We start from the raw sequence: 15,910 nt of genomic DNA on the forward strand, positions 1-15,910 counted from the left end.
CCAGCGTCGGCAACACGCACGACAACTCGTCGCCGCAAACGACGACCGGCAATCACACGCCCCACAATCAAGGATTGCCAGGCCGAAGCTACCTGCCGGCATATCAAAACAGAAGCGGCGGGCCAGGGACCCGCCGCTTTCGCATTCGAATTCTACCCGTCGATCAGACGCGTCGCTCGACCAGCATCTTCTTGATTTCGCCGATCGCCTTGGCCGGGTTCAGCCCCTTCGGACAGGCCTGGGCGCAGTTCATGATCGTGTGGCAGCGGTAGAGGCGGAAGGGGTCTTCGAGATTGTCGAGACGCTCGCCGGTTGCCTCGTCGCGGCTGTCGATCAGCCAGCGATAGGCCTGCAACAGCACGGCCGGGCCGAGATAACGGTCGCCGTTCCACCAGTAGCTCGGACAGGAGGTCGAGCAGCAGGCGCACAGAATGCACTCGTACAGGCCGTCGAGCTTGAGGCGATCCTCGTGGCTCTGCTTCCATTCCTTGGCCGGCGTCGGCGAAACCGTCTTCAGCCAGGGCTCGATCGATCGGTGCTGGGCGTAGAAGTTGGTGAGGTCGGGCACCAGGTCCTTCACGACCGGCATGTGCGGCAGCGGATAGACCTTCACCGCACCCTTCACCTCATCCATACCCTTGGTGCAGGCGAGCGTGTTGGTGCCGTCGATGTTCATCGCGCAGGAGCCGCAGATGCCTTCACGGCAGGAGCGGCGCAGCGTCAGCGTCGGGTCGATCTTGTTCTTGATGTAGAGCAGACCGTCGAGCACCATCGGGCCGCAATCGTCGATATCGATGTAGAAGGTATCGATACGCGGATTGGCGCCATCATCCGGGTTCCAACGATAGATGCGGTATTCGCGAACGTTGGTCGCGCCCTGCGGCTTCGGCCAGACCTTGCCTTCCGTCATCTGCGAGTTCTTGGGGAGAGCGAGTTCAACCATGTGCCTTATTCCTCAAGATCAGTAGACGCGGGCCTTCGGCTCGATCTTCTTGGGATCGATGCCGTCGGCGATCAGGTCAGTATGGACAGGGCGGTAGTCGAGCTTGACGTCGCCGGCCTCGTTGACCCAGGCAAGCGTGTGCTTGCGCCAGTTGACGTCGTCGCGGCCGCCGAGCGGGCCTTCGGTGAAGTCCTCGCGGGCGTGCGAACCACGGCTCTCCTTGCGCGCTTCGGCGCCGTAGATCGTCGTGATGGCGTTGGCCATGAGGTTTTCGAGTTCCAGCGTCTCGACGAGGTCCGAGTTCCAGATCATCGAGCGGTCGGTGACCTTGATGTCGGGCATCTCTTTCCAGATCGCCGAGATGCGCTTGCAGCCCGATTCCAGCGATTCCTGGGTACGGAAAACGGCGGCATCTTCCTGCATGGCGCGTTGCATCTTTTCGCGCAGCACCGCCGTCGGCGTGGTGCCGTTGGCGTTACGCAGCCGGTCGAAGCGGTCCATGATCCGATCGCAGGCGGCCTTGTTGAGTTCCGGGATCGCCTCGTCGCGGTCGATCACCTGGCCGGCGCGGATGGCGGCGGCGCGGCCGAAGACCACAAGGTCGATCAGCGAGTTGGAGCCGAGGCGGTTGGCACCGTGCACCGAGGCGCAGCCGGCTTCGCCTACGGCCATCAGGCCGGGCGCGACGCGCTCCGGGTTCTGGTTGTCGGCATTCAGCACTTCGCCCCAGTAGTTGGTCGGCACGCCGCCCATGTTGTAGTGCACCGTCGGCAGAACCGGGATCGGCTCGCGCGTCACGTCGACGCCGGCAAAAATCTTCGCCGATTCCGAGATGCCCGGCAGGCGCTCGTGCAGGACGGCCGGATCCAGATGGTCGAGGTGCAGGAAGATGTGGTCCTTGTTCTTGCCGACGCCGCGGCCTTCACGGATTTCCATCGTCATGCAACGCGAGACGACGTCACGCGACGCGAGGTCCTTGGCGGACGGCGCATAGCGTTCCATGAAGCGCTCGCCTTCGGAGTTGACGAGGTAGCCGCCTTCGCCGCGTGCGCCTTCGGTGATGAGGCAGCCCGCGCCGTAGATGCCGGTCGGGTGGAACTGGACGAACTCCATGTCCTGAAGCGGCAGGCCGGCGCGCGCAATCATGCCGCCGCCGTCGCCGGTGCAGGTATGCGCCGATGTCGCCGAGAAATAGGCGCGGCCGTAACCGCCGGTCGCCAGCACCACCATCTTGGCGGAGAAGCGATGGATCGTGCCGTCGTCGAGGTTCCAGGCGACGACGCCGGTGCAGCGGCCGTCATCCGACATGATCAGGTCGAGCGCGAAATACTCGATGAAGAACTCGGCGTTGTTGCGCAGAGACTGGCCGTAGAGCGTGTGCAGGATCGCGTGGCCGGTACGGTCGGCAGCCGCACAGGTGCGCTGCACCGGCGGGCCTTCGCCGTAGTTCTGCATGTGGCCGCCGAAGGGCCGCTGGTAGATCTTGCCTTCAGCATTGCGCGAGAACGGCACGCCGTAATGCTCGAGCTCATAGACCGCCTTCGGCGCTTCCATGGCGAGATACTGCATGGCGTCAACGTCGCCGAGCCAGTCGGACCCCTTGACGGTGTCGTAAAGGTGCCACTGCCAGCTGTCCGGCGTCATGTTCTGCAGCGACGCGGCGATGCCGCCCTGGGCGGCAACCGTGTGCGAGCGGGTCGGGAAGACCTTGGTGATGCAGGCGGTCTTCAGCCCCTGCTCCGCCATGCCGAGCGTGGCGCGCAGGCCCGCGCCGCCGGCGCCGACGACGACGACGTCGAAGGCGTGATCGACATATTGATAGGCCTTGCCGTTTGCAGCGGGTGAACTGTTCGATGCCATGGCGAAATTACCCTGCAAAAGCGATCTTCAGGATGGCGAAGAGACAGAGCCCGCCAACTGCGATCGTGAAAAATGTATTGAGCATGAGAAGGCCGATCTTCATGCCTTCGCCATGCACGTAGTCCTCGATGATCACCTGCATGCCGAGACGCATGTGGATCAGGCCCGAGAGCACGACGAGCGCCATGACGACCGCGACGAAGGGGTTCGCAAGCGCGGCAACGACATCCGCGTGCGGGGCGCCTGCGTAGCGAACGAGAAAGATGACGAAGAAGATCAGCAGCGGAACGTTGGCGACCGCCGTCAGGCGCTGGCGCCAGAAGTGATCGGTGCCTTCCTTGGCGGAGCCAAGACCGCGAACCTTGCCGAGAGGTGTACGCATATCCATGGGTGTCTTCCTCTCAGTTAACGGACGAGATAGCCGACCACCCAGATCAGCAGCGTCAGCGCCACCGAACAGACGATCGTCGCCTTGGCCATCTTGGTGGCGAAGTGCTTCTCGTAACCGTAGCCGAGATCCCAGGCAAAGTGGCGCAAGCCGCCGAGCATGTGGTGCACCAGCGCCCAGGTGTAACCGAAGAGCACCAGCTTGCCGATCAGCGTGCCGAACAGCCAGCTGACCCAGTCGTAGTAGGCCGCACCCGAGGCGGCGGCGATCAGCCACCAGGCAACGAGAATGGTGCCGAAGTAGAGTGCGCCGCCGGTGATGCGGTGCACAATGGACATCACCATCGTCGGGATCGGTTTATAGATTTGAAGATGCGGCGAAAGTGGCCGGCTTCTTGTGACATCCGTCATCGGAACCTCACGGAAATGCCCGGGTTTACGCCCATAAAACTGGACGATTCTAGTCCGGTATCGCACCTGATTGTGCGCAATTCAGTCCTTCGGACCTTTAATCACCATAATGCTTAACGACAAGTGTGTTTGCGGTGCAAAATCAATTTAATCGATTAGACGATTTGCGCCATTTTCCAGCCCGCCGAAGACATGGCGTCCGTTAACGATAGCAGCAAAAAGCCAAGCAATTCCGTGACTTTCTGACGGAAGTGGCCCAAAGTGATCTTAACGAATTGTTAAGCGCTATCCGGAGGGCGAACAGAATGAGTCTGTTCAGGGCAATCCATGCGACCAAAGTGCTAGCACTCGCCGGCCTGGTCATCGCCACGACCTGCATCCCCTTGGAGGCCCGTGACGGCGGCGGAGCACGCGGCTTTCAGATGCGCACCAACCATATGCGCATGTCTTCGGATCGCTCGTTCCCGGGCTACCAGATCGACCGCTCGGGCTACCGCAACGGCTGGAACCGCAACCGCATGCCCCGTCGCGACTGGATGGCCAACAATGGTCTGCCGGAGGTCGAGACGCGCACACGGCACATTCGCCTTCCGCAATATAGGCCTTACCCCGGCTACGGCGGGGGCTGGGAACATCGCGGCGGATGGGTCCGCGACCGGGCGGGCAACGACGTCTGGACGTCCGGCGGCCGCCGCCACGATGGGCGCCGGGGCATCGACAATGGACTGCCGGAGATCGAAACGCGCACAAGGCATGTTCGCCTCCCGCAATATCGCCCCTATCCCGGCCCCTATGCCGATCGCTGGGGCAACGGCGGCGGATGGGTTCGTGACCGTGCCGGCCGCGAGATCTGGACATCCGGTGGCCAGCGCCGCGACTATCGCCCGAACTACTATGGCAGCTATGGCAACGACGAATATCCAGACACCGTTCCAGGCATCGGCACGTATGTCGGCGGCATTTCCGCCTACGTCGATGTCGGCAACGGCATCTACTTCAACCAGGAAGGCGATTACGGTTATAGCGATGATGGCACGTACGCGCCGCCCCCGCAGTCAAGACGCGGCAAGATCATCAACGTTACGCCGCAAACGATGAACAGCTCCTGCGCCTATGAACACGGCGTCTGCGTGATCCGGCGATAGGTTCGAGGAGACTTCAGAAGATCGGTTTCACAGAACCACGACGACGACGTCGATTGGCTGCGCGTGCCGTCAGCTATCGCGACGGGATTCGCCGGAGGTTTCAACCGGCCGCTTTTTCAGCAGCACCGAAGCGCCAGACGGTCGTGCGCTTGACCTCGCTGTCTTCCAGCGCCCGTGTCACGGGAACTTCGTAGGTCGCAAGCGCCGTCATCATCTCGCGCGGGCAGTAGGAGCGGCCGGGATCGCCGACGATCACCATCGCCCCCTTGGCGACCAGATCCGAAAACCACGGCTTCAACCGATCGGCAAAGGCCTTGTCGTAGAAGACGTCGCCGGCGAGATAGACATCGGCCTCAAGATCGCGGCCGGTCACGTCCTCGCCCGTATAGGAAAGAGTGACGCCATTGAGTGCGGCATTGAGCTGGACCGCCGTTTCCGCCCAGGGATCGATATCGGCGGCAACAACCGAAGCCGCTCCCGCCTTCATCGCGGCGATCGCCACCAGGCCGGAGCCGGAAGCGAAGTCGACGACGCGACGCCCGCGCACTGCCTCCGGGTGATCGAGGATGTAACGGGCAAGCCCCTGCCCGCCGGCCCAGGCGAAGGCCCAGAACGGCGGCGGCAGGCCAATCTCCTGCAACTCCTCCTCTGTCTTCAACCACAGCTCATGCGCCTCGGTCGCCAGATGCAGGCGCACCTCCGGTACATGCGGCGGCGAGAGCAAGCCTGTATTGGCGAGAATGAAGCTTTGCGGATCGGTCTTCACGAAACTCTCCGAGCCTGTCCGAAAAACGGAAGCGGTTCCGGACAGGCGGAAATCAAATTACCGCGGCGGGTTGTCGAGCCCACCCATGCGGCAGACTTCGATCCATTCGTCTTCGGTCACCGGCTGCACCGAGAGGCGCATGGAGGTAACAAGCGACATCTTGGCGAGCTTCGGATTGTCCTTGATTTCCTTCAGCGTCACCGGGCGCGGCATGTCGACAACGGCACGGATATCGACGCAATCCCAACGGGCGTCGCCTTCGGCAGTCGAATCCGGATGCGAAAGCGCGCAGACCTCGGAGATGCCGACGATCTCGAGACCTTCATTCGAGTGATAGAAGAAGCCCTTGTCGCCGATCTGCATCGCCCGCATGTTGTTGCGCGCCTGATAGTTGCGCACGCCGGTCCATTCGGTGCCCTTGGCGCCCGCATCCTTCTGCATTTGCCAGGACCATTTGAAGGGCTCGGATTTGTAAAGCCAATGCGCCATCTTGGTCTCAAGCCTCCGGATTGTTGAAGACCCAGTTGAAGGCCTTGATCTCGACGTTGGAGAAGAGCCCTGCCTTGGCATAGGGGTCGGCTTCGGCGAGCGCACGGGCTTCATCAATTGTCTCGGCCTTAAGGATCACCAGGCTGCCGGTCGGCTTGCCGTCTTCACCGAGGAACGGTCCTGCCATCTTCAGAATGCCCTTGGCATTCAGGTCGTTGAGATAGGCAACGTGATCGGGTCGGGTGTCGAGCCGAAGCTGCAGCGCGCCTGATTTGTCGGTGCATTGAAGTGCGAAGAGCATGCTTCCTCCTTAAGTTGTCGTTTGGCGTGGGATGCGGGCGGAAGACCGCTTTACACCCACGCCACCATCATTCCTGAGTGATCGGGCGGGTCATCAACTGTTCGAGCGCGGTGCTAACGTCGAGCTTGCCGTCGATGATCGCCGCCACCGCTTCGGTGATCGGCATTTCGACGCCGAGGTCATGGGCGACGCGGGCAGCGACCGAGGCGGCAAACGCCCCTTCGACCAGTTCATCCTTGCGCCCGCTGGCGCGGCCATCCTTGCCGAGCGCAATGCCGAAGCGGAGGTTGCGCGACTGATGGCTGGTCGCCGTCAACACGAGATCGCCGAGGCCCGAGAGACCACGAACCGTATCAGCCTCGCCACCCTCGGCGGCAATGAACCGCGACATCTCGGCCAGGCCACGCGAAATCAGCGCGGCGCGGGCGCTGTCGCCGAGACCCGCACCCTCGACGATGCCACAGGCAATCGCCAGAACGTTCTTGAGTGCGCCGCCAAGCTGCACGCCGATGCGATCTTCCGACGGATAGAGCCGGAAGGTCGGGCCGGAAAGGACCTCGGCAAGCATGGTTGCCGTCTGCGCATCGGCCGCGGCGACCACCATGGCGGTCGGCAGCCCCTTGGCGATGTCGGCGGCGAAACCGGGACCGGAGAGCACGCCGATCGCATGGCCGGGCAGTTCCTCCGCGAGCACATCGGTCAGCAGCTGACCGGTCGCCTGCTCCATGCCCTTGGCGCAGGTGACGATCGTAGCGTCGGCATTGATCTGGGGACCATACTGCCGCGCCGCATCGCGATGCGCCTGCGACGGCATGGCAAAGAGCACGACTTCGGCATCGGCGAGAACGGAGATATCGGCCGTATGTTTCAGTGCGGGCGGCAGATCGATGCCCGGCAGGGCATCCTCGTTGCGGCAGGTATCGCGGCACGCTTCGGCAATCTCCGCACGACGGGCAAGCAGCGTCACGTCGCTGCCCTCGGCCGAGGCTGCGACCGCGGCCAAGGCTGTGCCAAAGGCGCCAGCGCCAACCACGACGATTTTCGGCCCGATCCTGGAGGTGTCGTTCATTCTCTATCCGTACGCCCTGAAAATGGTCATGCGCTTGACTGAATTCTTCATGCCTTGGCGCCGCGTTTGCCGGAGCCGAGCAGTGTCTGGGCTTGGGCGTCGAGCGGCCAGCGCGAGCGCGGCGCCACGTCGAGACTGTCCGCAGCCATGCCCGCCGCCAGGCGTTCGGCGCCGGCCCAGGCGATCATCGCGGCATTGTCGGTGCACAAAGAAAGCGGCGGCGCGATGAAGTCGAATCCCGATTGCGCGCAGAGGGTCTGCAGCGTCGAACGCAGCACCTGGTTGGCAGCAACGCCACCGGCAACCACCAGCGCCGGACGCGCGACACCGCTGTGTTCCGCCTTGAAGCGCTTCAGGCCGCGGCCGACGCGATCCTTCAGCGTGCGCGAGATCGCCCGCTGGAAGGAGGCGCAGATGTCGGCGATATCCTGCTCCGTCACCGGCTCCAGCGATTGCGCTGCTTGGCGTACCGCCGTCTTCAGCCCCGAGAAGGAGAAATCGAGCCGGGCATCGCCGACGAGCGGCCGCGGAAAATCGAAACGCTGCGGATCACCGGCAAGCGCCGCACGCTCGACCGCCGGGCCACCCGGATAGGGAAGGCCGAGCAGCTTCGCCGTCTTGTCGAAGGCCTCGCCGAGCGCGTCGTCGATCGTCGTGCCCCAGCGCTCGTATTCGCCGACGCCCTTGACGAGGATCAGCTGCGTATGGCCGCCGGAAACGAGCAGCATCAGATAGGGGAAGGAGAGCCCGTCGGTCAGCCGCGCCGTCAGCGCGTGGCCCTCGAGATGGTTGACGGCATAGAGTGGCTTGCCCGTTGCCCGCGCGATCGCCTTACCCGTCATCAGCCCGACAATCAGACCGCCGATCAGACCGGGACCACTTGTCGCAGCGATGGCATCAATGTCGGCGAGCGTGATGCCGGCGCGCAGCAGCGCCTCCTCGATCAGCGTATCGAGCGCTTCCACATGGGCGCGCGCAGCGATCTCCGGAACGACGCCGCCATAGGCGCTGTGCTCTTCCAGCTGGCTCAGAACGACGTCACCAAGAATGTGGCCCTTGCCGTCGGAATCGCGCAGAATGACGGAAGCGGCGGTTTCGTCGCAGCTTGTTTCTATGCCGAGGATGCGCAGGGGCGGAGACATCAGGAACTACTCAAAGATTGCGGTCGCACCGAAAGGTGGGTACACGGAACTCCGGTAACAATGGATAGCCTTTGATGCAAACAAAACCTTTCCGGATCGGCACGCGCGGCAGCCCGCTGGCGCTCGCTCAAGCCCATGAAACGCGCGATCGCCTCGCAGCGGCGCATGGTCTGGCGCCGGAAATGTTCGAGGTCGTCATCCTCTCGACCAAGGGCGACCGGATCACCGACCGCTCGCTCGCCGAGATCGGCGGCAAGGGCCTGTTCACCGAAGAGATCGAGCAACAATTGCTGTCGGGCGAACTCGATTTCGCTGTGCATTCGTCCAAGGACATGCCGACGAAACTGCCTGACGGCCTCTGTCTTTCCGCCTTCCTGCCGCGTGAGGACATTCGAGATGCCTTCATCGGTCGGACGGCAAAAAAACTGATGGAACTTCCCGAGGGCGTGACCGTCGGCTCGTCGTCGCTGCGCCGCCAGGCGCTGATCCGCCGGCTGCGTCCGGATATCAATGTCATCACCTATCGCGGCCAGGTGGAAACGCGGCTGAGAAAGCTCGCCGAGGGCCAGGTCGATGCCACACTGCTTGCCTATGCCGGCCTGAAGCGGCTCGGCATGACCGATGTTCCGACCGAACTGCTCGACCCCGCGGATTTCCCGCCGGCCCCGGCGCAGGGCGCGATCTGCATCGAGAGCCGCATCGGCGACAGCCGCATCAACGATCTGCTTGCCGCAATCGACGATGCGCGCACCCACGAAGCGGTCGCCTGCGAACGTGGCTTCCTCGCGACGCTCGACGGCTCCTGCCGCACGCCGATCGCCGGCCTCGCCACATCGGACGGCACCTTTCTCAGTTTTTCCGGCATGATCCTCACGCCCGACGGCCAGACGCATCATCGCGTCACCATCGAGGGCAAGGCCACGGACGCCGAAGTGCTTGGCCGCAAGGCCGGCGAAGAGGTCCGCGCCAAGGCCGGCCCCGGCTTCTTTGCAAGCTGGACCTGAGCCATGCGCGTGCTCGTCACCCGGCCGCTTCCCGCCGCCGAGGCGACCGCACGCCGGCTGGAAGCCGCCGGCCATCGGCCGATCCTCCTGCCGCTGATGCAGGCCACGCATCTCACTGCCGTCGCGAGCGCAGCGCTCAAACAGCCATTTGCCGCAATTGCCCTGACGAGCGCCGAAGCGGTTCGGGTGCTCGCATCTTTGGGCGGCGAACTGGAACCGCACCAGAAAATCCCGTGCTTCTGCGTCGGCGAAGCGACAGCGCGGGCGGCGGCGGAACTCGGCTTCACCGACATCCGCGTCGGTGACGGCACCGGCGAAGCACTGGCTGGACTGATCGTTTCGGCCACCGGTGCCTTGCCGAAAAAGCCCCTCCTCTACCTGACCGGCGCGCCCCGTTCCGACGGTCTCGAAAGCACGCTCCGACAGCACGACGTCGAGTATAGGGCGGTCGAATGCTATCGCATGGAGCCGACCGCGCACCCGCCCGGTGCGCTGCAAGATCTCGCGCGCACCGGGCGGCCCGACGCCGTTCTGCTCTATTCCCGGGAGACGGCCCGGCGACTGACGACATTGCTGTTGGAGGCCGGCCTGGACGCTACGTCCCTTGCTCCACGCTACCTCTGCCTGAGCGCCGCCATCGCCGAGGCGCTGCCAGGCAACGTCATGTCGCAGATCGCCACAAGGCCCGACGAAGAAAGCCTTTTTAGATTGCTCTAAAAGCGAAACGAGAAAAGATGCTGGCGATTTTCCGCCCGCATTCCGCGCTAGTTCAGAGCCGATTCGGCCAAAATTCGGAATGGAGGGGCTTTCCCTCACCGGTCCGGCTGACTAGGTTTGAGAGAAGAGCCGACAGGCACCAACGGTAAGAGGTCACCATGGTATCGGAAAACCCGCCGCGCCGCTCGAAGTCCGAGAAGGAACCGCTGACGATCGACCTCGAAGCGGAAAAAACCGTTGCGGAACCGGCCGAGGCCGAAGCATCGCGCGAGTCGGTAACGGACGCGGCCGGCGAAAGCACCGCGAGCGAGACCAAGGCTGAGGACACGGCAACGGACAGCAGCGACAACAGCGCCGCCGGATCCCGTCTGGAAGAAGAGATCGAGGAGCAGCGCGCCGATGCCGCCGCAGCCGTCTTTGCTGAAGAGCCGCCGCACGCCGATGCCGCCCGCGAGCCGGAACCGGCGCAGCGCCAGAAACCGGTATCGAACTCCGGCGCGCTTGCCGCCGGCATCCTCGGTGGCCTCGTGACCCTGCTCGGCTTCGGCGGCCTGCAATATGCCGGTATCGTCCCCGGGCTTGGTCCTGACCGTGGCGTCGAGCAGAACATCTCCGGCGAGCTGCAGGCACTGCGCGACCAGATTGCAGCACTCCCCACGCCTGCCGCGGTCATCGACGACACCGCGCTCGAAGGTCGTATCGCCGCCCTTGAGCAATCTGCCGCCCAACCGGGCGCAAACGGCGTGCCGAATGCCGAAATCGAAACGCTGAAGGCGCAAATCGACAACCTCACCAAAGAGCTTGCTGGCCTGAAGACGACGCTTGCCGACGCGCAGCAGACGGCAACCGCAGAGAAGGCGGAGCTTACGAGCCGTATCGAATCCGCCGAGCAGAAGCTCAATGAACCGGCCAACGACATTCAAATGGCCAAGGCCGTCGCGGTCACGGCGCTGAAGTCGGCAATCGACCGCGGCGGGCCGTTCCTTGCCGAACTCGACGCGCTACGCAGCATCGCGCCGGACGAACAGGCCGTCACGGCTCTCGCCCAGGATGCCCAGGTCGGCGTGCCGACCCGCACCGATCTGCGCCGCGAATTCCCGAAAACCGCCGACGCCATGCTCGACGCTCTCAACCAGCCCGATCCGAACGAGGGCATCTTCGATCGGCTGGTGTCGAGCGCCATGTCCGGCATTCGCGTGCGACCCGTCGGTAGCGTCGAGGGTGAAACACCGGAAGCCGTCATCGCCCGTATCGAGGACAAGCTGAACAACGGCGACCTCAAGGGCGCCGCCCTGGAGTGGGATGGGCTGCCGGATGCCGCCAAACCTGTGGGTGAGGCCTTCAAGGCCAGGCTCGACCAGCGTTTGCGTGTCGAAGCCGCGATCGATGCCGCCGTCGCTGCGACGATGGCAAAGCCGGGCACAGCGGGCTGAGGGGGACCAGATATGATCCGTATTCTGATTTTCATCCTGATCGTGCTTGGCCTCGGCCTCGGTTTCGCGTGGCTCGCGGACCGACCGGGTGAACTTTCGCTGATCTGGCAGGGCCAGCTCGTCGAGATGAGCCTGATGCGTGCCGCATCGCTGCTGATCTCGTTGATTGCAGCCGTGCTGATCGCCGTGTGGTTGGTGCGCACCATCTGGCTGTCGCCCCATACCGTCACCCGCTATTTCCGCGCCCGCAAGCGCGACCGCGGATACCAGGCGCTATCGACCGGCCTGATCGCTGCCGGCGCCGGCGACGCCAACCTCGCCCGCAAGATGACCGCCCGCACCCGCGGATTGATCAGCGCCGACCAGGAGCCACTGATCCACCTGCTCGAAGCGCAGACCGCGCTGATCGAAGGCAAGTACGACGATGCGCGCCGCAAGTTCGAGCTGATGGCCGACGATCCGGAGACCCGCGAGCTCGGCCTTCGCGGCCTCTATCTCGAAGCCAAACGCCTCGGCGCGCATGAGGCTGCCCGGCAATATGCCGAGCGTGCCGCCGAGAAAGCACCGCACCTGCCCTGGGCAGCGCTCGCGACGCTCGACAGCCAGAGCCAGGCCGGCCAATGGGACGATGCGCTCCGTCTTCTCGACCAGAGCCGCGCCGCCCATGTGGTCGAGCGCAAGGAGGCCGACCGCAAGAAGGCCGTGCTCTTGACCGCCCGGGCGATCACGAAACTCGACGGCGACGCGAAGGCGGCCCGCGACGATGCGCTCGCCGCGCTGAAGCTCGACGAACATTTGGTGCCGGCGGCGATGACGGCCGCCAAGGCACTGTTTCGCGAGGACAACCTGCGCAAGGGCGCCTCGATTCTTGAGAAGAACTGGAAGCAGGAGCCGCATCCGGACGTGGCGAGGCTCTACGTACGCGCCCGTGGCGGCGACACCGCCGTCGACCGGTTGAAGCGGGCGCGCAAGCTCGAGGCCCTCAAGCCCAACAATGCTGTGGCCATGGCAGCCGTCGCGGAAGCGGCGCTTGAGGCGCGCGAACTGCTTCTGGCCCGCACCAAGGCGGAAGCCGCCGCAAGGCTCGATCCGACAGAGAGCATCTTCCTGCTGCTCGCCGATATCGAAGAGGCCGATACCGGTGACGAAGGACGCATTCGCCACTGGATGGCGCAAGCCCTGCGCAGCCCGCGCGACCCGGCCTGGACTGCGGACGGCGTGACCTCGCCGACCTGGCTGCCGGTCTCGCCCGTCAGCGGACGGCTCGATGCGTTCGAATGGCTGGCGCCCCCGCATACGCTCTCGACCACTGTCGACCACGACCAGTCGAATGCCGACGAGGCGATCCGCAGTCTGCCGCCGGTGGCGGTGGAGCCACATGCGCACGAACCGCCCCCCGTCGCCCGCCGCAGCGAAGCGCCCGTGATCCTCGAGGCCGAGCGTGAGGAGCCGCGCCCGGAATCGCAGCCGATCAAGGTAGCGGAGCGCAAGCCGTCCGAACCGGTCGCCGACAAGACACCAGTCAAGAAAACGGAGAAGGAAGAGGTTACCAACGGCGAGCACAGGCCTGATCCCTTCTTCGGCCGTCTGCCGGATGATCCCGGCGTGCGCGATCCAGCCACCGGCGAGAAGGCGCCGGAAAAGGCTAGTTTCCGATTGTTCTGAATTCTCAAGGGGCTGTGGCAAAATACATGTTTGAACGCTTACGGACGTTTCTCGACGGCCTGACCGGCCCGGCGACGCGGATAGAGCACGGCGATCCGCGCGTGGCCGTCATCGCCCTCTGTTTCCAGGTGATGGAGGCCGACGGCCGGATTCTTGCGTCGGAACGGCGCAAGATGCGCTCGGTCGTCAAGCAGCACTACAAGCTCGATGACGCCTCCCTTGCCGCGTTGATCGAAGCGGGCGAGACTGCGGAAAGCGAAGCGATCGACTTCTACCAATTCACCGCAGAGCTCAAGCGCCACCTCTCGGAGGAGCAGCGCATCGAACTGGTCGGCATGCTCTGGGATGTCGTCTACGCCGACGGCGAGCGCAGTGAGATGGAAGACCATGTGATCTGGCGCATCGCCGATCTGCTTGGAGTCTCCGGTCGCGACCGGGTGCTGCAGCGACAGGAGGCTGCGGCGAGAAGCGACACCATCGAGGACGCCAAGCCGCAACAGGAAAACTGAAATGCCGATGCCGGACACAAGCGCGCGAAAACCAGTCCTGATCATCCTGCATCAGGAGCGGTCGAGTGCCGGCCGTGTCGGCCAGATTCTGGAGCAGAAGGGGTTTCGGCTCGACATCCGCCGGCCGGCCCTCGGCGACGACCTGCCGCCGACCCTGGAGCACCATAGCGGCACGATCATCTTCGGTGGCCCGATGAGCGCCAATGACGAGGAAGAGTTCGTTCGCCGCGAGATCGACTGGCTTTCAGTCCCGCTCAAGGAGAACAAGCCCTATCTCGGCATCTGCCTCGGCGCGCAGATGCTGGCGCGTAATCTCGGCGGCTCCGTGGCGCCGCATCACGAGGGCATGACCGAGATCGGCTGGTATCCGTTGGTTCCGACCGAGGCCGGCAAGGCGCTGATGGATTGGCCGGCCATGGTCTACCATTTCCACCGGGAAGGCTTCGACCTACCCGCCGGTGCCGAGCTCTTGGCAACCGGCGACACCTACCCCAACCAGGCCTTCCGCTATGGCGACAATGCCTGGGGCATTCAGTTCCACGGCGAGCTCACCCGCGCCATGATGCACCGCTGGGTCGTGCACGGCGCCCACCGCTTCGAGATGCCCGGCGCCCAGGTGGGCAAGGCCCATCTCGACGGCCGCATGCAGCACGACGGACCGCTGCGCACCTGGATGGAAAACTTCCTGGAACTGATCTTCCTGCGCGACGAGCGACCGAAGGCATTTCCGGGAAAACCGTGAAGCGGCTTTCCCTCGGAATGCTTCAGGAGAAATGGCCTGGCGCGCCTCCGTTACTTGTGGTGGTCAGGCACGTCGAGCGTGTCGATCTTGCGCAGTTGCGGGAAGCCGAGCGCCCAAAGGCCTGACACGAGCAGCGTCCCCATGCCGCCGAAGGCGACGGCAAAGACCGCGCCAAAGCCGGACGCCATCATGCCGGCGCGGAATTCGCCGAGCTCGTTCGACGCGCCGATGAAGACCATGTTGACGGCGTTGACCCGGCCGCGCAGCTCGTCCGGTGTCCAGAGCGTGATCAGGATTTCGCGCACATAGACGGAAATCATGTCGGCGGCGCCCATGACGACGAGCGCGGCGATCGAGATCCACGGCGTCGCCGAAAGACCGAAGATAACCGTACCGAGCCCGAAGAGTGCGACGCCGGTGAACATGTAGAAGCCTGCCCTGTGCCGGATCGGGTGTGCCGCCAGCCAGACGGCCATGCTAACGGCACCGATGCCCGGAGCCGCGCGCAGGAGGCCGAGCCCCCAGGGGCCGAGATCGAGAATGTCGCGGGCAAAGACCGGCATCAGTGCAACCGCACCGCCGAGCAGCACGGCGAAGAGATCGAGCGATATCGCGCCCAGAACCACCTTCTCGGCCTTGATGTAGCGGAAGCCGGCGGTGATCGTGTCCCAGCTCTGGCCAGAGGCCTGCGTGCGCGTCGCCGGCTTCGGGATGGCAAAGACCATCAGCGCGGAGGCAAGGAAGAAGCAGACGCCGACGGCGTAGGGCACGACGGCGCCGAGCGCATAGATCAGGCCGCCCGCGACCGGGCCGACGATCACCGCTGTCTGCCAGGACGTGGAATTCCAGGCGATCGCATTGGGCAGATCTTCGGGTGGTACGAGATTGGGCGCCAGCGATTGCGACGCCGGCGCGAGAAAGGCGCGCTCGATGCCAAAGACGACCAGGATCGCGTAGACCGGCCAGGGTGAAAACAATCCCGATACGGTCAGCAGCAACAGCGCTGTGGCGCAGAGTGTGCTGACGACCATGCAGATGCCCATGATCATGCGCCGGTTGTAGCGGTCCGCTGCCGCGCCGGTGACGAGGATCAGTACGAGAGACGGCAGAAACTGGAAGAGACCGATCAGGCCGAGATCGAAGGGATCGCGCGTCAGATCATAGATCTGCCAGCCGACGGCGACAGAGATGATCTGGATGGCAAAGTAAGCCAGGAAGCGCGAGAAGAAATAGCGGCGATAGCCGACATGCCGAAAAGCGGCAAAGCGATGCGAGGCATGAACGGCGGACATGCGGAAGAGACTCCTACTCAGGGTCGGATATCACG

The 15,910-nt window shown here is 64.2% G+C and carries 17 protein-coding genes; 7 read left to right on the forward strand and 10 right to left on the reverse strand.

Annotation, left to right across the window (positions count from 1 at the left end; all coding sequences use genetic code 11):
- Positions 1-163: 163 nt before the first annotated feature.
- Genes LAC81_RS17280 through sdhC form a run of 4 tightly spaced genes read right to left on the reverse strand, consistent with a single transcriptional unit; the run spans position 164 to position 3,601 of the window.
- Positions 164-943, reverse strand: a complete 780-nt coding sequence (locus LAC81_RS17280) for a succinate dehydrogenase iron-sulfur subunit (protein ID WP_223725793.1) — start codon at positions 941-943, stop codon at positions 164-166.
- 18 nt (positions 944-961) lie between these two features.
- Positions 962-2,803 (reverse strand): succinate dehydrogenase flavoprotein subunit, encoded by a 1,842-nt coding sequence (sdhA, locus tag LAC81_RS17285; RefSeq protein WP_223725794.1) that lies wholly within the window; start codon positions 2,801-2,803, stop codon positions 962-964.
- Positions 2,804-2,810: 7 nt separating this feature from the next.
- Positions 2,811-3,191, reverse strand: coding sequence for a succinate dehydrogenase, hydrophobic membrane anchor protein (sdhD, locus tag LAC81_RS17290; RefSeq protein WP_113535270.1), 381 nt, complete (start codon positions 3,189-3,191; stop codon positions 2,811-2,813).
- Positions 3,192-3,208: 17 nt separating this feature from the next.
- Entirely contained in the window at positions 3,209-3,601 is a 393-nt protein-coding gene (gene sdhC / locus LAC81_RS17295; RefSeq protein WP_223725795.1) for a succinate dehydrogenase, cytochrome b556 subunit, read from the reverse strand.
- A gap of 305 nt (positions 3,602-3,906) precedes the next feature.
- Between sdhC and LAC81_RS17300 the strand changes: the two genes are divergently transcribed.
- Positions 3,907-4,746: a hypothetical protein gene (locus tag LAC81_RS17300; RefSeq protein ID WP_223725796.1), complete on the forward strand. Its 840-nt coding sequence runs from the start codon at positions 3,907-3,909 to the stop codon at positions 4,744-4,746.
- A 100-nt stretch (positions 4,747-4,846) separates the two neighbouring features.
- On the opposite strand, the gene LAC81_RS17305 is transcribed toward LAC81_RS17300, so the two are convergent.
- The 5 genes from LAC81_RS17305 to tsaD all read right to left on the reverse strand — a co-directional run bounded on the left by LAC81_RS17305 (position 4,847) and on the right by tsaD (position 8,513).
- The gene (locus LAC81_RS17305; RefSeq protein WP_223725797.1) at positions 4,847-5,512 is read right to left on the reverse strand and encodes a class I SAM-dependent methyltransferase; all 666 of its coding nucleotides are present in this window, start codon (positions 5,510-5,512) and stop codon (positions 4,847-4,849) included.
- Positions 5,513-5,569: 57 nt separating this feature from the next.
- Positions 5,570-6,001 (reverse strand): EVE domain-containing protein, encoded by a 432-nt coding sequence (locus tag LAC81_RS17310; protein WP_113535274.1) that lies wholly within the window; start codon positions 5,999-6,001, stop codon positions 5,570-5,572.
- 7 nt (positions 6,002-6,008) lie between these two features.
- Positions 6,009-6,302, reverse strand: coding sequence for a YciI-like protein (locus tag LAC81_RS17315; protein ID WP_223725798.1), 294 nt, complete (start codon positions 6,300-6,302; stop codon positions 6,009-6,011).
- A gap of 67 nt (positions 6,303-6,369) precedes the next feature.
- On the reverse strand, positions 6,370-7,371 hold the full coding sequence (locus LAC81_RS17320) for an NAD(P)H-dependent glycerol-3-phosphate dehydrogenase (RefSeq protein WP_223725799.1): 1,002 nt from the start codon (positions 7,369-7,371) through the stop codon (positions 6,370-6,372).
- Between the two features lie 47 nt (positions 7,372-7,418).
- A complete protein-coding gene (tsaD, locus tag LAC81_RS17325) occupies positions 7,419-8,513 on the reverse strand; it encodes a tRNA (adenosine(37)-N6)-threonylcarbamoyltransferase complex transferase subunit TsaD (RefSeq protein ID WP_223725800.1) in 1,095 nt (364 codons plus the stop codon).
- A 74-nt stretch (positions 8,514-8,587) separates the two neighbouring features.
- On the opposite strand from tsaD, the gene hemC reads away from it, so the two are divergent.
- From hemC to LAC81_RS17355, 6 genes are all read left to right on the forward strand, one after another.
- A complete protein-coding gene (gene hemC, locus LAC81_RS17330; RefSeq protein ID WP_223725801.1) occupies positions 8,588-9,517 on the forward strand; it encodes a hydroxymethylbilane synthase in 930 nt (309 codons plus the stop codon).
- 3 nt (positions 9,518-9,520) lie between these two features.
- Positions 9,521-10,234, forward strand: a complete 714-nt coding sequence (locus LAC81_RS17335; protein WP_223725802.1) for a uroporphyrinogen-III synthase — start codon at positions 9,521-9,523, stop codon at positions 10,232-10,234.
- Positions 10,235-10,392: 158 nt separating this feature from the next.
- A complete protein-coding gene (locus tag LAC81_RS17340; protein ID WP_223725803.1) occupies positions 10,393-11,667 on the forward strand; it encodes a COG4223 family protein in 1,275 nt (424 codons plus the stop codon).
- Between the two features lie 12 nt (positions 11,668-11,679).
- A complete protein-coding gene (locus LAC81_RS17345; RefSeq protein WP_223725804.1) occupies positions 11,680-13,332 on the forward strand; it encodes a heme biosynthesis protein HemY in 1,653 nt (550 codons plus the stop codon).
- 26 nt (positions 13,333-13,358) lie between these two features.
- Positions 13,359-13,841, forward strand: coding sequence for a TerB family tellurite resistance protein (locus LAC81_RS17350; RefSeq protein ID WP_223725805.1), 483 nt, complete (start codon positions 13,359-13,361; stop codon positions 13,839-13,841).
- Between the two features lies 1 nt (position 13,842).
- Complete coding sequence (locus LAC81_RS17355; RefSeq protein WP_113535283.1) at positions 13,843-14,583, forward strand: glutamine amidotransferase; 741 nt, start codon at positions 13,843-13,845, stop codon at positions 14,581-14,583.
- A gap of 50 nt (positions 14,584-14,633) precedes the next feature.
- Here the strand turns inward: LAC81_RS17355 and LAC81_RS17360 are convergent, their stop codons facing one another.
- Complete coding sequence (locus LAC81_RS17360) at positions 14,634-15,875, reverse strand: MFS transporter (protein ID WP_223725806.1); 1,242 nt, start codon at positions 15,873-15,875, stop codon at positions 14,634-14,636.
- Positions 15,876-15,910 lie beyond the last annotated feature (35 nt).

The organism is Ensifer adhaerens, assembly GCF_020035535.1.
In the GTDB taxonomy this organism is placed as follows: domain Bacteria; phylum Pseudomonadota; class Alphaproteobacteria; order Rhizobiales; family Rhizobiaceae; genus Ensifer.